The organism is Nocardia sp. Root136 (genome assembly GCF_001427185.1).
Taxonomy (GTDB): domain Bacteria; phylum Actinomycetota; class Actinomycetes; order Mycobacteriales; family Mycobacteriaceae; genus Nocardia; species Nocardia salmonicida.
The window spans coordinates 171,699-187,502 of sequence record NZ_LMFE01000013.1 but is presented as its reverse complement, the minus strand read 5'-3'; the positions used below and the strand labels follow the sequence as shown (position 1 = coordinate 187,502).

At 66.9% G+C, this 15,804-nt stretch carries 20 protein-coding genes; 8 read left to right on the top strand and 12 right to left on the bottom strand.

Translation table 11 applies throughout. The annotated features are described in order from the left end of the window. Positions 1-660 carry a hypothetical protein gene (locus tag ASD42_RS31585; RefSeq protein WP_056823789.1) on the bottom strand — a complete coding sequence of 220 codons (660 nt, stop codon included), beginning with the start codon at positions 658-660 and terminating at the stop codon, positions 1-3. After that, on the bottom strand, positions 657-2,369 hold the full coding sequence (locus ASD42_RS31580) for a thiamine pyrophosphate-binding protein (protein ID WP_056823786.1): 1,713 nt from the start codon (positions 2,367-2,369) through the stop codon (positions 657-659). Before ASD42_RS31580 ends, ASD42_RS31585 begins: the two co-directional genes overlap by 4 nt. A gap of 141 nt (positions 2,370-2,510) precedes the next feature. On the opposite strand from ASD42_RS31580, the gene ASD42_RS31575 reads away from it, so the two are divergent. The 3 genes from ASD42_RS31575 (at position 2,511) to ASD42_RS31565 (ending at position 4,963) form a co-directional block, all read left to right on the top strand. Further along, positions 2,511-3,038 (top strand): EXLDI protein, encoded by a 528-nt coding sequence (locus tag ASD42_RS31575; protein ID WP_056823783.1) that lies wholly within the window; start codon positions 2,511-2,513, stop codon positions 3,036-3,038. An 81-nt stretch (positions 3,039-3,119) separates the two neighbouring features. Beyond that, positions 3,120-4,184 (top strand): ATP-binding cassette domain-containing protein, encoded by a 1,065-nt coding sequence (locus ASD42_RS31570; RefSeq protein ID WP_442938699.1) that lies wholly within the window; start codon positions 3,120-3,122, stop codon positions 4,182-4,184. After that, positions 4,181-4,963, top strand: a complete 783-nt coding sequence (locus tag ASD42_RS31565; RefSeq protein ID WP_056823781.1) for an ABC transporter permease — start codon at positions 4,181-4,183, stop codon at positions 4,961-4,963. The genes ASD42_RS31570 and ASD42_RS31565 overlap by 4 nt, the downstream gene beginning before the upstream one ends. Before the next feature lie 53 nt (positions 4,964-5,016). On the opposite strand, the gene ASD42_RS31560 is transcribed toward ASD42_RS31565, so the two are convergent. From ASD42_RS31560 to ASD42_RS31550, 3 genes are all read right to left on the bottom strand, one after another. Further along, positions 5,017-5,715 (bottom strand): zf-HC2 domain-containing protein, encoded by a 699-nt coding sequence (locus ASD42_RS31560; protein ID WP_056823778.1) that lies wholly within the window; start codon positions 5,713-5,715, stop codon positions 5,017-5,019. Continuing rightward, positions 5,712-6,221, bottom strand: a complete 510-nt coding sequence (locus ASD42_RS31555; RefSeq protein ID WP_056823775.1) for a sigma-70 family RNA polymerase sigma factor — start codon at positions 6,219-6,221, stop codon at positions 5,712-5,714. The genes ASD42_RS31560 and ASD42_RS31555 overlap by 4 nt, the downstream gene beginning before the upstream one ends. A 66-nt stretch (positions 6,222-6,287) precedes the next feature. After that, a complete protein-coding gene (locus tag ASD42_RS31550) occupies positions 6,288-6,926 on the bottom strand; it encodes a YqgE/AlgH family protein (RefSeq protein ID WP_082844183.1) in 639 nt (212 codons plus the stop codon). A 107-nt stretch (positions 6,927-7,033) separates the two neighbouring features. Here ASD42_RS31550 and ASD42_RS31540 point away from each other — a divergent pair, with 107 nt between their 5' ends. Continuing rightward, positions 7,034-7,792 (top strand): lysophospholipid acyltransferase family protein, encoded by a 759-nt coding sequence (locus tag ASD42_RS31540; RefSeq protein WP_056823766.1) that lies wholly within the window; start codon positions 7,034-7,036, stop codon positions 7,790-7,792. On the opposite strand, the gene ASD42_RS31535 is transcribed toward ASD42_RS31540, so the two are convergent. Continuing rightward, positions 7,786-8,097 carry a GNAT family N-acetyltransferase gene (locus tag ASD42_RS31535; protein WP_056823762.1) on the bottom strand — a complete coding sequence of 104 codons (312 nt, stop codon included), beginning with the start codon at positions 8,095-8,097 and terminating at the stop codon, positions 7,786-7,788. The genes ASD42_RS31540 and ASD42_RS31535 overlap by 7 nt on opposite strands. Positions 8,098-8,246: 149 nt before the next feature. Here ASD42_RS31535 and ASD42_RS31530 point away from each other — a divergent pair, with 149 nt between their 5' ends. After that, positions 8,247-9,374 carry a glycerate kinase gene (locus ASD42_RS31530; protein WP_056823759.1) on the top strand — a complete coding sequence of 376 codons (1,128 nt, stop codon included), beginning with the start codon at positions 8,247-8,249 and terminating at the stop codon, positions 9,372-9,374. Positions 9,375-9,411: 37 nt separating this feature from the next. Here the strand turns inward: ASD42_RS31530 and ASD42_RS31525 are convergent, their stop codons facing one another. Beyond that, positions 9,412-9,789: a winged helix-turn-helix transcriptional regulator gene (locus ASD42_RS31525; RefSeq protein WP_056823756.1), complete on the bottom strand. Its 378-nt coding sequence runs from the start codon at positions 9,787-9,789 to the stop codon at positions 9,412-9,414. Positions 9,790-9,932: 143 nt separating this feature from the next. Between ASD42_RS31525 and ASD42_RS31520 the strand changes: the two genes are divergently transcribed. Both ASD42_RS31520 and ASD42_RS31515 read left to right on the top strand, forming a co-directional pair. Further along, entirely contained in the window at positions 9,933-10,814 is an 882-nt protein-coding gene (locus ASD42_RS31520; protein WP_056823753.1) for an NAD(P)-dependent oxidoreductase, read from the top strand. Beyond that, positions 10,814-11,656, top strand: a complete 843-nt coding sequence (locus tag ASD42_RS31515) for an NAD(P)-dependent oxidoreductase (RefSeq protein WP_056823750.1) — start codon at positions 10,814-10,816, stop codon at positions 11,654-11,656. Before ASD42_RS31520 ends, ASD42_RS31515 begins: the two co-directional genes overlap by 1 nt. Positions 11,657-11,701: 45 nt before the next feature. Here the strand turns inward: ASD42_RS31515 and ASD42_RS31510 are convergent, their stop codons facing one another. The 3 genes from ASD42_RS31510 to ASD42_RS31500 are packed head-to-tail and all read right to left on the bottom strand — an operon-like array spanning position 11,702 to position 13,708. Then, a complete protein-coding gene (locus ASD42_RS31510; protein ID WP_056823747.1) occupies positions 11,702-11,944 on the bottom strand; it encodes a helix-turn-helix transcriptional regulator in 243 nt (80 codons plus the stop codon). Next, positions 11,934-12,782: an ABC transporter permease gene (locus ASD42_RS31505; protein ID WP_056823744.1), complete on the bottom strand. Its 849-nt coding sequence runs from the start codon at positions 12,780-12,782 to the stop codon at positions 11,934-11,936. The genes ASD42_RS31510 and ASD42_RS31505 overlap by 11 nt, the downstream gene beginning before the upstream one ends. Beyond that, complete coding sequence (locus ASD42_RS31500) at positions 12,779-13,708, bottom strand: ABC transporter ATP-binding protein (RefSeq protein ID WP_056823741.1); 930 nt, start codon at positions 13,706-13,708, stop codon at positions 12,779-12,781. The genes ASD42_RS31505 and ASD42_RS31500 overlap by 4 nt, the downstream gene beginning before the upstream one ends. 180 nt (positions 13,709-13,888) lie before the next feature. On the opposite strand from ASD42_RS31500, the gene ASD42_RS31495 reads away from it, so the two are divergent. Then, positions 13,889-14,335, top strand: coding sequence for a nitroreductase/quinone reductase family protein (locus ASD42_RS31495; protein ID WP_056824181.1), 447 nt, complete (start codon positions 13,889-13,891; stop codon positions 14,333-14,335). A 20-nt stretch (positions 14,336-14,355) separates the two neighbouring features. On the opposite strand, the gene aroQ is transcribed toward ASD42_RS31495, so the two are convergent. Together aroQ and ASD42_RS31485 are read right to left on the bottom strand one after the other, a co-directional pair. Then, positions 14,356-14,799: a type II 3-dehydroquinate dehydratase gene (gene aroQ / locus ASD42_RS31490; RefSeq protein WP_056823738.1), complete on the bottom strand. Its 444-nt coding sequence runs from the start codon at positions 14,797-14,799 to the stop codon at positions 14,356-14,358. A 201-nt stretch (positions 14,800-15,000) separates the two neighbouring features. Then, on the bottom strand, positions 15,001-15,561 hold the full coding sequence (locus ASD42_RS31485) for a hypothetical protein (RefSeq protein WP_056823733.1): 561 nt from the start codon (positions 15,559-15,561) through the stop codon (positions 15,001-15,003). Between the last annotated feature and the right edge of the window lie 243 nt (positions 15,562-15,804).

Here is a 15,804-nt window from a genome sequence, read left to right as displayed (position 1 = left end):
TCACTGCATCCACTCCGGCTTGATGGGCAGCCCGTTGGCCGCGCGGTATTCACAAATGGCTTTGAGGTTGTCCAGCTCGAGCTGGTGTCCGGCGGAGAACATCTCCCAGAAATCGCCGACCCAGACCGGGCGTTTCGGCGGAGCTGTTTCGGGATAACCGTTTTCGTCGTAGAAGGGGTGCTTGCAGTTGACCCACGTCACCACCGAACCCGGCTTGTTGAACACCACCTGGGCGTCGACCACCCGCATCAGATAGATCATCCAGAGGTGCTCGGACTGGTCCCACGCGCAGTGATAGTCGACGGTCATCGCGTCGGAATGGGCGACGGTGCGGGTGAAACACTTGGTCGCGTCACCGAGGCGGTCGTAGGACAGCCACAGGCCGGGCTCCTCGGTTTCGGTGAATCCGCGCAGGCTGTAGGTCCACTCCTCGAGCGAGCGGGTGTCGGCGAGGTACTCGTAGACCTCGCGCGGCGGCGCCGCGATGTAGGTCTGCACGGGGCAGTAGTCGCCGAAGATCTGGTCGTGCGGATACACCGACCGCAGCATGTCCATGATGATCGGTGTGGTGGTCTCCCGATCGGAGTTCTCGATGCGGATGACGCCGGGCACCACCTCATCGGGGATGTCGGACAGGGCAGGCAGGGCGCTGGTGGTCACGGGGTGCTCCTGGAGGATTCGAGGGCGGACAGGAAGGGCAGAAACGGCGGGACTTCGTCGGGGTCGCAGAGGATTTCGAGAAACGCGGGTCCGGCGGCGGCGAAGCTGTGGTCGAGTGCGTCGGACAACCGGTGCGGGTCGGAGACGGTGCGGGCAGGCAGCCCGGGGAACATGGCCGCGATGCCCGCTCCCAGATGTGACGGTTGAAAACGATTGAAGCTGTAGCGATCCCGGTAGTAGATCTGCTCCCGGGTGACGCACATGGCGTGCGCGTTGTTGTTGAACACCACGAAGGTGATGGGCAGGTCGTGTTCGATCGCGGTGTGAATCTCCATGCCGTGCATGAAGAACGAGCCGTCACCTGCGATGACGACGGTGCGGTGCGAGCCGTCGGGCGCGGCGCGGCGGGCGAACGCGGAACCGATACCCGCGCCGAAGGCGTAACCCATTCCGCCCATCCCGAGTGCGACAGTGAACCGTCCGCCCTCGGGTACCCGTAGGTAATGCACCACCGAGGCGCCGGTGTTACCCGCGTCGGCGAAAATATCCGCCCCATCGGGCAGCGCGCGCTGGATCGCCTCGACGACGGTGCGATAGCGCAGCCCGGGGCCCGCCGCTTCGGGGACTGCCATCGGCGTGAGCTCGGCCGAACGCGGGCTCGTCGTCGACCCCGCGCCGATGTCGGCCAGCAGCGTGGTGATGGTCCCCGCGAGATCCGCGCTGGTGGCGTGGGTCGCCGCGAGGTACGGCGCACGTGCGCCGACGCTGAGTACCGGGAGGTCGGCGAGGGCGGCGTCGAGCCCGGCGCGGGCAGTGACCGGCAGTCGGGTGCCGACCAGCAGGCAGGCGCTTGCCGCCGAGAGGGCCTCGACCAGCTCGGCATGACCCATGCTGCCCGCGACACCGCAGTAGCCCGGGCCCGTGTTGGAGTACACGTCCTTGGCGTCGGGGGCCAAGCCGATGGCGGCATCCAGCGTGGCGACCAGTTCGGCGAGTTCAGCGCGGGCATCGTCGCGGGCGACCTGATCACCGGCGATGATCACCACCTTCCCTGTGCGCCGGGCGGCGGCGAGTTCGGTGGCGATGGTGTGCGGGGACGTCGCTGCCGGGAAGCTCGGCGAGGCTCGATCGAGCTGTGTTCCGGCCGCAGCGGTGTCGAACTGCCGCATGAGGGTGGAATCCGGCATCGCCTGCTGCTGTACATCTTTCGGGATCAGCAGCACCGCCGGTCCGCCACTTTCCGCGGCCGCCATCGCGGCAGCGAGCTGATCGGGCAGCTCGACCGGGTCGGTCACGCGAGCGCAGTACCTGCTGATCGTCGCGAACAGCGCTGCCGCGTCTATGGATTCGGACAAGCCGCTCGAATCCTGGAACGCGCCGAGACCTTCCAGGCTGGTCGGCGGCTGACCGATCAACGCCAGCACCGGAACCCGCGAGGTGAACGATTCAGCAAGTCCGGCAACAAGATTGACCGCTCCGCCACCCGAAGTGGCAGCCACGACGCCCATCCCGCCGGTGCTGCGCGCATATCCGTCAGCCATCGTCGCCGCGGAGAACTCGTGTTTGGCGACGATTCCGGTGGGCGAACCGCCCGCGTCGAAGATCGCGTCGTAGAGGTCCTCGATATTGGCGCCGTCGACGCCGAAGATCTGGGTGATTCCCCGGTCGGCTACCGTTCGTACCAGGTAGTCGACCACTCTGTCCGGCATCGGCCCTCCTTCTCCGCGACGAAAATGTGACGCCGCTGTGCACCGCGTCTGATGTGGTTACGAGGCGCGCCGAGGGGGAGTTCAGAGGGTGGGTGAAAACCACCCCTTGTGTGTACGTACACATATACGTATAGTGAGTTCATGCCCAACAAGACGATCTACGTAGCCGACGACGATCTCCCCGTGTTCCAGCGGGCTCAGGAGCTTGTCGGCGGAAACCTCTCCAGCACCGTGGTCAGCGCGCTGCGCAGGCTCATCGAGCTGGAAGAAGGACGTGAGGCCGGCTTCGAGGAGGTCGTGCTGCAGGTGGGTCGCGACGGCGTCCGGCAGGTGCGCTTCCAAGGCGTGCTGCTGGGTGAATGGCGCGATGTCGGCGACAAGCAGGTGCTGCACCAGCAGGTCTACCGCAGCCGCAAGGGCAAGCTCGTGCTCCACACGCACTCGGCGCTGTGGTCGGAATATCCGACCGGGGACGCCGCGGGCGACATGAAGGACTGGAAGTACTGGCGCCGCATGTTCGGCATCGGTGACCGGCCGTGGGACTGGGGCGACTACGAGTACGAGGTCCTCGACGACCTGAAAGACCTGAAGGATCGCGTGCCCGACAAGCTCTACCGCAAGGTCGAAGACATCACCGCGCACCCGCAGATCGAGGAGCTCGACATCTAACTCCTCGACTACAACCGCACATCACATCCGAACCGCAGCCCCTGGGGGCTGTGTCGATAACTCATGCATATATACGCAGTAATGAATGAAATCCTGTGGAAAGGGACGATCATGGTCAACTCGGCCATCACCGCACGCGGCCTGCGCAAGGCCTACGGCGACAAAACTGTTCTCGACGGCATCGACATCACCGTCGCCGAGGGCACTGTCTTCTCCCTGCTCGGCCCCAACGGCGCGGGCAAGACCACCACGGTGCAGATCCTCACCACGCTGATCGCAGGCGATGCGGGGGAGTGCACCGTCGGCGGCCACGATGTGGTGACCGACCGAGGCGGGGTGCGCGAGCTGATCGGCGTCACCGGGCAGTTCGCCGCCGTCGACGAGCTGCTGACCGGCCGCGAGAACCTGCACATGATGGGCGACCTGAACCACCTGCCGCGCCGCGAGACCCGCGCGCTGGCAGAGGAGCTGCTGCAAAGATTCGACCTGGTCGAGGCCGCCGACAAGCCCGCGAGTACCTACTCCGGCGGCATGACCCGCAGGCTCGACCTGGCGATGACGCTGGTCGGCAATCCGCGGGTGATCTTCCTCGACGAACCGACCACCGGCCTCGACCCGCGCAGTCGCCGCTCGATCTGGGAGATCATCCGCGGCCTGGTCGACGATCTCGGCGTCACCGTCTTTCTCACCACCCAGTACCTCGAGGAGGCCGATCAGCTGGCCGATCGCATCGCGGTGCTCGACAACGGCCGGATCGTCGCGGAAGGCACCGCGGCAGAACTGAAGCGATTGATCCCGGGCGGCCACATCCGCATCGATTTCGCCGATCAGCCCGACGTGGTCGCCGCCCAGCGCGCGTTCGGGTCGACGGCGAAGGTGGTCGAGGGCACCGACGGCCTGACCCTCGCCGTGCCGAGCGACGGCGGCGTGCGTTCCCTGCGCTCCGTGCTCGACCTGCTCGATGCCGAGAACATCGAAGCGGGCGGCATTTCGGTGCACACCCCCAACCTCGACGACGTCTTCCTCACCCTCACCGGCATGAGCGGTCAGCGGCCGGAGGCGGAAGCGGAGCGTGACCACGCAGGCCGCCCGAGCATGCCCAATGTCAACAGCCGCGCCACCATCGAGCAGGAGTCACTGCGATGACCACACTGACCAAATCCAAGTCCTACGCCTTCGCCGACACGATGACGATGCTGCGGCGCAACATGATTCACGTCAAGCGCTACCCCAGCATGACGTTCAGCATCATCATCATGCCGATCGTGCTGATGCTGGTGTTCAAGTACGTCTTCGGCGGGGCGCTCGAGAAGTCCTCGGGCGGTAGCTATATCGACTATCTGGCGCCGGGCATGATGTTGCTGTTGCCCGCCTATCTGACGGTATCGGTGGCAGTGTCGATCGCCACCGACGCCAGCAAGGGGATCGTGAATCGCTTTCGGGTGATGGCGATTTCGCAGTCGTCGGTGCTCACCGGCCATGTGCTGGGTGCGCTCGTCCAGGCGATGGCGGGCGTTGTCGCGATGACCGCCGTGGCGATGCTGGTCGGCTTCCGGCCGAACGCGAACGTCGCCGAGTGGCTCGCCGCGCTCGGGCTGCTGGCGCTGGTGACGTTCGCCTTCACCTGGCTGGCCATCGCGCTCGGCCTGCTCTCGCCGACTCCCGAAAGTGCCAGCAACGCAACGTTTCCCATCGTGCTGCTGCCCTTCCTCGGCAGCGGCCTCGTGGCCACCGACACGATGCCGGTCGGGATGCGCCAGTTCGCCGAGTACCAGCCCTTCACCCCCATCACCGAGACGCTGCGCGGACTGCTGATGGGCACCGAGGTCGGCGCCAACGGCTGGATCTCGCTGGTCTGGTGCGCGGTGATCGCGGGCGGCGGCTTCCTCTGGTCGAAGTCGATCTTCGCCAAGCAGTCGAAGTAGCCTGTCGCGCAAACGGTCCGGTCTCCATCAGGAGGCCGGACCGTTTCGCGCGTTCAGACCTGGGCCACCAAGACGGTCCGGCCGGAGTCGACGGAGGTGATCTCCACCTTGCTGATCGAATCCGCTGGGGCGTCGATGGTGCGAGCCACCGTCAGTTCGGTGCCGGGGCCCGCGGGCCACTGGTCGAGTTCGTACCGCTGCTCACCCGCGGTCACCACCAGCCCGTAGGTGCGGGTATAGCCGGAGCCGTAAGCGCTCGGCGCGTAGCGGCAGGTCATCACCAGGCGGGTGCGGTCGCCGTCGCGGAGCAGCTTCACCTGCGCGCTCACCGGGGTCTGCTCCACCGCCTGCATCACCTGTTCGGCGACGATCTGTTCGGTCGGCGTCTCCGAGCGCGCCACGGTGACCGTCACCGGAATCGCGATCGCCACCGCCGCCGCGGCAGCCGCCACCGCACTTCCGACACCCATCCAGCGCCGCCGCCTCCGGCGCCGCTCGGCGGCCGCGGCCAGCGACGGAATCAGGTCGGGAACCTGCGGCGCGTCCGGCTCCGGCGATGCGATCATCGACAGCGCGGTATCGCGGTCCACCAGACCGAGCATGCCCGGCATCCCGGACAGTTCGGCGACCGCCTGCTGGCAGTGCGCGCAATCGAGCAGGTGTGTCTCGTATTCGCGCCGCTCGGCGGCACCCAGCGAACCGAGGACATAGGCAGCGTCCCAGGTGCTGTACTCGTCGGCGAGGTCGGTCATCGGTTCGTCACCCCCATCTCCTGTAACGCCAGCCGCATCGCGCGCATGCCGTAGTGCAGGCGCGACTTCACCGTTCCCGGTGGGATACCCAATTCGTCGGCGATCTGGGCCATGCCGAGGCCGCGATAGTAGGCCCGCACGATCACCTCGCGATGATCCGGGCTCAATGTGCTCAGCGCGTCGGCGACCAGCCAGCCGTCGAGCGCGCGATCGGACTGGTCGGGGCTCACCTGCTCGGGCGGGGTGTCGGTACCGAACTCGCGACGGTGCCTGGCGCTGCGATGCTCGTCGACCGCGAGATTACGAGCCACGGTGAACAACCATGCGCGCGGCGAGGTTTCGGTCTGTTCCAGCACGGTGGGGCGTTGCCAGGCGCGCAGCAGCGTCTCCTGCACGATGTCCTCGGCCCGGCCGGGATCGCGCACCAGCCCGAGGGTGAAACGCCACAGGGCGGGTGCGTGCTCGGCGTAGAGCGCACGCATCAATTCGTCGCGACCATCGTTCATCGGCGGCCCTGATCACTGCTCGTCGTAATTCATGTGTCACTCCTGCTCGTCGAAGGAGTAACGGTGTCAGTTGCGTTCGAGTTCAATCGGGTGTGTCGCCAGCAGGGCCAGCGGCAACGGCTGACGCCGCAACACCGCGGCCCACAGATCGTGGCGGTCGGTGGCGATCGGGTCCGACGGCAGCGCCGAGACCACGATCCAGTCGTCGTTGTCGAGTTCGCCGTCGAGCTGGCCCATCGACCAGCCCGCGTATCCGGCGAAGACCCGGATCTGCTCGATGAGCGGGCCGATCTCGGCGGGGTCGGCGTCCAGATCGACCAGCACCACGCGGCCGTCGACCCGGCGCAGCCCGCGGATATCGGAGATGTCGACGCCCGTGCGCAGCACCGCCAGGCACAGCGCCGCATCGCGTTTGACCGGCCCACCGATGTAGAGGTCGGTCGGGCTGGCGGCCAGGTCGGCCCAGGCGGGCAGCACATCGACGACCGGGGTCTCGCTCGGCCGGTTCAGCACCACGCCGAGGCTGCCCGCGTCGTTGTGCTCGATCACATACACGACGGTACGCCGGAAAGTAGGTTCCACCAGGTCTGTCGCGGACACCAGCAGGTTGCCCGCGCGGACGTTCACCGCGGGCTGACCGCGCCGCCGATCGTCACCGTGTCCGTCGCGAGTCCGCCGCTCGTCCGGGTCGTCTCCGCCTGCCACCGAGTCATCATCGCATTTTCAGCGCCGGTGCGCGCTTCCCGCGGACCGGATCGAAATCGGAAATCCTCGCGCGCGGGGCCGCTGGGATCGCCCGGTAGGGTCGCGCTATGCACTTGCCCGAGGTCCTGCTCGACGACAACGACGCCGTGTACGACTACTACCTGCGCCATCAGCAGAACAGGTGGAAGGCGCTGGCTTCGTATGCGGTGCTGGCCCGGCGGTTCCGGCCGCGCGTGGTGTTCGCCGAGGGTGCGAAGCAGCAGTTGAAGGCCCTGGTTCGCAGTGGGCGGCCGGTCATCTACGCGATCAACCATCTGTCGACCAGCGACCCGTACACGGTCGCGGCCACGGCGTGGCGGTCACCGTTGCGCTCGAAGATCGGGCGGGTGCGGGTGCTGGCCAAGGACGAGCTCTTTCTCGATCCCGAGCAGCGCCGCAAGGTGGACATGATGGGCGGGATCCCGGTGTTCCGCGGCAAGGATCACGGAATCCGGGCGGTCAACGCCGCAGGTCAGCGGATGATGGATGTGTGCGCGCAGCGGTTGGCCGCCGGTGATCACCTCGCGATCTTCCCCGAGGGCACCTGCAATGAGGTAGATCACACCAAGGTGCAGGCGGTCGGTAGCGGGATCGGGCACATCGCGTTCCGTGCGGCCAAACTGGGCGCCGCGCCCGCGCTGATCGCCATCGGGATGAACTACGGAGACCGCGACGCGTCCGCCGAAACGACTGCTGCCGACGTGGTGTCGGGGGTCGCTTACTTCCGGGCGCCGATCCTCGAGGTGCCGCAGCGGCCCGCCGACATCGCCAGGCTCGTCAAAGAAGAGCTGCAACTGGCTGTCGACGGGGCCGTCGCGCACTACTGAGGTAGGCCGAACAGCTCCCTGGCCCGCTGCGGGACGTAGGCGATGTAGTCGGGATGGGTGTTGATGAAATGCAGCACCACCGGGCACATCGGTAGCACGCTGAAGCCTTGGTCGCGGCTGGCGTCGAGTGCGGACTCGACCAGGATGTTCGCCAGGCCGCGGCCTTCGAATCGGGGATAGATCTCGGTGTGGACGAGCGCGCGTTCGTCGCCGGTGTCCTGGTATTCGATGTAGCCGGCGGGTTGACCGTCGGCGGTGAGTTCGAACCGCTCTAGCGCGGTGTTGTTGCGGACCTCGGTCGCCATAGGTCGACGCTACCGTGTTGTTCGGCGTCGGCCCTTGTCGATCGGTGGTCCCAGGAGGTTCGGTAGTGCGGTTACGGCGGACTCGGGGCGTTGAGGATGGCTGGAACTGCGGGGATGCGGGTTTTGGTCTCAGGGCGGAAGATGTCGGGATGACTCGTGGACCGCTTGTTGTGCTTGCACCGGACAAGTTCAAGGGTTCGCTTTCGGCACCGGAGGTTGCCGAGGCGTTGGGACGGGGGATTGCTCGGCGGGCGCCGGGGGCGCAGGTGCGGTGTGTGCCGGTGGCCGACGGCGGCGACGGGATGGTCGACGCCTTCGTGGCGTCGGGGTGGAAGCGAGTGGAGCTGGCCGCGCCCGGGCCGACGGGGGAGCCTTCGACGGCGGTGTACGCGGTGCGCGGAGATGTCGCGGTGGTGGAGTTGGCGGCGGCCGTCGGTCTGGTGAAGTTGCCCGGTGGGCGGCTCGACCCGCTCCGGGCCGACACGTTCGGGTTGGGGGTGGCCATCGCGCACGCGCTCGACGCGGGGGCTCGGGAGATCGTGCTCGGGCTCGGCGGGAGTGCGTCGACCGATGGCGGGGCGGGGCTGTTGCGGGCGCTCGGGTTGCGGCTGCTCGACCGGGAGGGGCGGGAATTGGCGGGGGTCGCGGACGTAGCCGCGATGCTCGCGCAGGTGGCCTCGGTGGATCGAGCCGGGTTGCATCCGGCGGTCTCGACGGCGCTGTTCACCCTTGCCTGCGATGTGGACAATCCGTTGCTCGGACCGGCCGGTGCCGTTGCGGTGTACTCGCCACAGAAGGGGGCCAACGCCCGGCAGATGGTGAAACTCGAAGCAGGGCTGACCAATTGGGCAGCGGTGCTGGGTACGGGGTATGCCGAGATCGGTGGGGCAGGGGCGGCCGGTGGTACCGGGTTCGGGGCGCTCGCGGTGCTGGGGGCGCAGGTGCGCAGCGGGATCGATGTGCTGCTCGAGCTGCTGGAATTCACGGACTTGGTCGACGGGGCCACGCTGGTCGTCACCGGTGAGGGCTCGCTGGATCACCAGAGCATGCATGGGAAGGCACCGGTCGGGGTCGCGGCCGCGGCCAAGAAGGCGGGGGTGCCGGTGGTCGCAGCGGTAGGTCGAACCCTGTTGTCACCCGGTGAGATTCGAGCCGCGGGTTTCGCCGCGTGCTATCCGCTCAGTGACCTGGAGCCCGATCCCGCACGCTCGATCATGGCCGCGGCGCGCCTACTCGAACGAATCGGCGAGCGAATCGCCATGGAGCACTTGAAATGACAGCGCTCGTGCGCGAAGCACGATGAAGCGCGGGTAGTTACAGCGCGATCGGGGAGGGCGAAGACGCCGGGGCGGTGGGCCGGGTAGCGGTGGCGAGCACCGCGCGGTGCTCGTCGCCCCAGCTTTCGAGCGGTGCCAGGGCGAGGCGCAGGGTCTCGCCGAGCGGGGTGAGCGAGTACTCCACGCGCGGGGGGATCTCCGGGAAGATCTCGCGGTGCACCACGCCGGAGCTCTCCAGATGACGCAGGTTCTCGGCGAGCACCTTCTCGCTCACGCCGTCGAGCAGCCGCCGGATCTGGCCGAATCGCTGCGGCCCGGCGTCGAGCACCCACATCAGGTGCAGCTTCCATTTACCGCCGACGACGTCGATCGCCAGGCTCATGCCACATACATCGTGATCTGCGTCACTACTCATTTTCGGCGCACCCTTCTGACCGTATTTCGAACCTCTAGGTAAGCAACCACACCCGAACGTTCGGTCTTCCCGGACGATACCCGCGCGGACACCATGGAAAGCGGCGCCGAACCAACCCGTAGCGAGAATCGAAGGGCCACACAATGTCCGAGCAGACCACCTCCCGTTCCGTTTCCGTTCTCGGCCTCGGCCCGATGGGTCAGGCCATGGTCGAGGCCTTCCTCGAAGCAGGTGTCGAGGTGACGGTATGGAATCGCAGCACCGCCAAGGTCGACGCGCTGGTGGCGCTCGGCGCCAAGCGCGCCGACACCGTGGCCGAGGCGCTGGCGGCCAACGAGGTCTCCGTGCTCAGCCTCACCCACTACGACGCCATGTACGACGTGCTCGGCCAGGCCGTCGACCAGCTGCCCGGCAAGGTCATCGCCAATCTGTCCTCCGATTCGCCGGCCAAGGCACGGGCAGGCGCGACCTGGGTTCGTGAGCGCGGCGCCGAATTCCTCTCCGGCGGCGTGATGTCGGCGGGCGACAATATCGTCCATCCCTCGTCCTACATCTTCTACAGCGGTCCGAAGGCGGTCTTCGACGCGCACGCCGAACTGCTGCGCCCGCTCAGCCCGCAGGAATACCTCGGCGCCGACGACGGCTTGGCCCAGATCTTCTACCAGGCCCTGCTGATCACCTTCCACCCCTGGTTGCTGGCGTTCGACCAGGCGTCGGCGATGATCGCGAACTCCGGCCACAGCATCGACCAGTTCGTACCGTTCGCCGTCCGCTCCGCCGGCGCCTACCCGTTCTTCATCGAACAGTTCGCCGAGGCGAACAAGGAAGGCGGCTTCGCCGACCTCGCGCACCTGAAGATGATGGACGCCGGCGCCCAGCACATCATCGACGCCAGCGAAGAAGCAGGCGTCGACGCGAGCCTGTCCCACCTCGCCCAGTCGTTCTGGCGCAAGGCCGTCACCGCCTCCGAGGCGACGGGTAAGCAGATCTCGCCGTACGCGCTGTTCCGTGGCGAGGCGTCCTGATGCCGGCTCCGGACCGAGCGGCCGATGCGGTCACCGTCATCGGCCTCGGCCCGATGGGACAGCAGATCGTGCGCACGTACCTCGACGCGGGCTTCACCGTGACGGTCTGGAACCGCACCCCTGGCAAAGCACAGGGTCTCGGTGCCCAGCTCGCCGAGACGGTCGCCGACGCGGTGGCCGCGGCCGAGCTCGTCGTGCTCAGCCTGACCCACTACGACGCGATGGACGAGGTTCTCGGCTCCCTCGATCTGACCGGAAAAGTAGTGGTCAACCTGTCCTCGGATTCGCCGCAGCGGACTCGGCGGGGCGCGGCGTTCGTCCGGGCGCGTGGTGGCGAATTTCTCGCCGGTGGGGTGATGGCGCAGCCGCACGAGCTGGCGGGCCCGGCGGCTTACATCTTCTACAGCGGTCCACCAGAGGTCTTCGAGGATCGACGCGAGTCGTTGCGGCCGTTGGCGGAAATGGAGTACCTGGGTGCGGATGACGGTGCGGCCCAGGTCTTCTACCAGGCCATGCTCGCCCTGTTCCTGCCTTTGATGCTCGGCTACGAACAGGCGCTGGCGATCATCGATCGGTCCGGTTCCTCGATAGATCGGTTCGTGCCGTACGCCCAGCGTTCACTGGGCAGCGTCGCCGAGTTGTACGCCGCGTGGGCGGAAACGGCAGACGACGGTGGTCCGGCCGATCCGGCGTACCTGCGGATGATGGCGGCCGGCGCGCGCCATGTCGTGGCAACCGGCACCGCGGTCGGTGTGGATACCGTTCTGGCCGAGTCGGTTTCGTCGTATTGGGAGCGAGCCGTCGGCGCCCCCGAATCGACGTTCCGGATATTTCGCGGCTGACACACCGAAACCGTTCGGCGCGTTGATGCCGAACGGTTTCGATGTTCACGCGGTCTCGGCGCCCGATCCCAGTCTCGGGAACGGCTCGGTGGAGAACACCACCTCCACCGCTACCTCGAAATAGGCCGCGAGCCGCAGGGCCAGGTGCAGGCTGGGGCTGTATTCGCCGCGTTCGAGGTAGCCGACGGTTTGGTAGTGCACGCCGAGTGCTTCGGCCAGGTCCCGTCGCGAGATGCCGCGCTCGGCACGCAACATCGCGATGCGGTTGTAGATGACCTCAGAAGGCACGCTGCATCGCTTTCTCGCGGCGGACGGCCACGCTGGATCCCGACTCATGGCGGGCCGCTCGCCGCAGCACGATCGGCGCGAGCAACAACCCGACGATCGACCATACGCCGAGCACCGCTGCGGTCTCGAGGTGCCGCCAGGACCCGTCGATCTCGATGGCCGCCGCCTCGGCGGGCAGCAGTGCGGAGCGCATGCCGAGGCCGAGCCAATACATCGGGAAGAGCTGGGCCAGGCTCTGTATCCAGCCGGGGAGCGCGGTGATCGGGTACCAGATGCCGGAGATGGCGATGAGTCCCATCAGCGGCAAGGTCAGCAGGAAGATGTCGCGGGCGCCGACGATCAACCCGCCAAGGATGGCGCCGATCGGCAAGGTGGCCAGTAGGCCGAGCACGATCACCCACGTCAGCGTGATCACGGCGCCGCCGGGCGTCGACAATCCGCCGACGATCACGGCGCCGATGGTCAGCACCACCACCAGCTGTACGAGTACCGCGCCCGCGGTGGTACCGATCTTGCCGATGAAGTAGCCCAGGATGCCGTTCGGAATTGTCTTGGCGCGCAACAGGGTTCCGTCCTCCCGGTCGAGAGCGAGGACTTCGGCGATGCCGTACAGGCCGTTGAACGCGATGATGCTGCCGAGCAGGCCGGGCACCGCGAGTTCGCCGAGCGACAGCCCGGTGTCCTGGTAGGTCCGGTCGCGCAGGAAGAAGATCGCGATCAGAAACAGTGTGGGAGTGAGGAACTGGGCCATCAGGCTCGCCCCGTTGGTGTACAGCTGCCGCAGTTCGATCCACATCGCCGCCAGGCCGCCCCTGACCGCTACCAGCGTGGGATTCATCGCGTGACCTCCTGCAGTGAACGAACGGGTTCGGCGGCCGCGTCGGATTCGAAACGGCGGACCAGTGCCATGTAGGTGTCCTCCAGCGACGCGCGCTGTACCTCGAGGTCCTCGATCAGTTCGCCGTGCTGTTTGAACAGTTCGTGGACGTATTTCGTCGACTCGGTCGTCGTGTGGACGAAGCGTTGGCCCTCGTGGGTCCAGCGCACCTCGGCCTCGCCCGCGGTGGCGGCGCTGAGCTCCTCCGGGGAGCCGTCGGCGATGATCCGGCCACCGGCCAGGATCAGGATCCGGTCGGCCAGTTTCGCGGCTTCGTCCAGGTCGTGGGTGGTGAGTAGGACGGTGGTCTCGTCCAGATCGGCCAGGCGATGCACCAGGTCGTGGAAGTCGCGGCGGGCGGCGGGGTCGAAGCCGGCGGTCGGTTCGTCCATGAACAGCAGTTCCGGTCGGCCGACGATGCCGATCGCCACGTCGAGTCTGCGTCGCTGTCCCCCGGACAAGGTGGCGATCTTCGCGTCGCGCTGCTCGGTGAGCCCGACCAGCGCGATGAGTTCATCGGTGTCCCACGGTCGGGTGATCCGTGCCGTGGAATACGGGCTGTAGTACCCACCGAGGTGGCCGAGCAGCTCGCGCACTCGCCATTTCGCGTGGTCACGCCAGGATTGGAGCACGACGCCGATGCGGGCGCGCCAGAGTTCGTCACCGTGTTCGGGATCGGCCCCCAGCACCTCGACCCGGCCGGCCGACCTCCTGCGGAACCCCTCGAGGATCTCGATCGTGGTGGTTTTGCCCGCGCCGTTGGGCCCGAGCATGACGAGCACTTCCCCGCGCTTCGCGTGAAAAGTCACATCGTGCAGGACGTCTGTCTCGTCGTATCGCATCCGTAGTTGCGCGACATCGAGAACGACGTTGTTGTTCGAAGTCATGAGTCCTCCCAGTCTTCGACCTTCGATGATATGTAGCATACGTACTACATATCATCGCGGCAATGCTTCGCCGAAAAAGGACATTTCGAAAACTGTGAGCACTGCTCTTGACTTCGGGTCGGGCGGGGCGCATGCTTGTACTCAACAGAGAGCAGTGCTCACAGTTCAGGAGTGATCAACATGGACAACGCGACTCGCCACCTCCCCCCGACCGGCATCGATCCGATCGTCAACAAGATCGCCAACCTGCTGCCCAAGCTGGGGATCAGCATCATGGGTTCGCGGCTGCTGGCCGTGCGCGGCCGCAAGAGCGGTGAATGGCGTACCACCATGGTCAACGTGATGACGGCCGCCGACGGCGAGCGCTACCTGGTCGCGCCGCGCGGGCACGTGCAGTGGGTGCGCAATCTGCGCGTGGCAGGCGACGGCGAACTGCGCCTCGGCCGCAAGACCGAACAGTTCACCGCCACCGAGATCGCCGACGCCGACAAGGTGCCGCTGCTTCGGCTGTACCTGGAGAAGTGGGGCTGGGAGGTCGGCAAGTTCTTCGAGGGCCTCACCAAGGACGCGACAGACGAACAACTCGTCGCCATCGCCCCCGGATTCCCGGTCTTCCGTCTCGCGTGATCACGCCGAGGCGGACCGGCCTATGGCTTGCTCAAGAACTCGATGGCCGCGGCGTAGCCGTGGATGCCCAGCCCGGCGATCACCGCGGTGGCGATCGGGGAGACGAACGAGTGGTGCCGGAACTCCTCGCGCGCGTGCACATTGCTGATGTGCACCTCGACGATCGGCACCTCCGGGATCGCCAGGGCGTCGCGCAGTGCGACCGAGGTGTGGGTGAGGCCGCCGGGGTTGATGACGATGGCCGACACCTCGCCGCGGGCCTGCTGGATCCGGTCGATCAGCGCGCCTTCGTGATTGGACTGAAAGGCGATGACCTTGCGGTCGAACCGGGCTGCGGTGTGTTCGCACAGTGCGACGACGTCGTCGAGGGTGTCGGCACCGTAGATCTCGGGCTGACGGGTCCCGAGCATGTTCAGGTTCGGTCCGTTGATTACCAGGATCGGACCGGTCTGCTCGGTTTTCATGCAGGCAACTGTATCTAAGTGTGCCTGGCCCGGGTCGTATGGTGGCTGTGTTTTTGGAGCGCTGGCGCGCTCGAGCGGGGCCCCTGAGGCCCCGATCTTCCCTCCCTCCGGGTACTCCTTCGTCGCACCCTCCGGTCAGTCCAGATCGGGGCGGGCCCCTTTGGGTAGAGACATACGGGGGGTGCCGGGCCCGGTGGGGGATTACAAGCCGGTTGGGCCTTCCGAGCGCAGGTCGTCGACCTTGCGCATGGCTTCGCGGAGTTCGGCGAGCCAGGTTTCGGCGTGCTTGCCCGCGAGTTTGACCGTCCAGGCCAAGGCGTCGGCGCGGGAGCGGGCTACGCCTGCGTCGATGAGGGTGTCGAGGACCTGGCGTTCGGGCTGGCGTAGGCGGGTCATCACGGGCACGGCCAGGTGGGTGAACAGGATTCGTTCACCGTCTACTCGCACGCCCCAGGCGACGCTGCGGCCGTAACGGCGCTGGGCCTCGTCGGCGATCTGCATGCGGGCCGGGCGGGTCGACTCGCGGAAGCGGGCGAGTGCGCCTTCTTTGGTGGCGGTCGAGGTGCTCGTGTCGCCGGGGACGGGTAGTTCGCCGACCACGACGATCTCGTCGCGGTCGATCTCGATGTCCACCGGCCCGGTGAACCAGTCGGCGGGCAACCGTCCGGCGAACCAGTCGGGGGCGTCGGCCGGATCGGGAAGGTCGGCTTGCTGCCAACCGCCGGGTCGGCCGAATCCGCGCTCGCGTCGATCGTTCCGCATGGAAATCACCTGCTGTCTCTGTTGTGCGTGTTGCGTTGATTACAAGATTACGCCGATATCCGCGCACTGAATTCCGCTCTGCGTGAACGGGTGCGTACCGACTCGGTAAAGCCCATGCCGCACGGTTGGATGGAGACGGGCTTGGGTACCCTCACGTTGAATCGCCGGACAATTGCGAGATCCGCGCGACCTGGCGCGGCTGTCGGTACGGTTGACACAGCAGTTGTTGCCGCTTACTGGGCG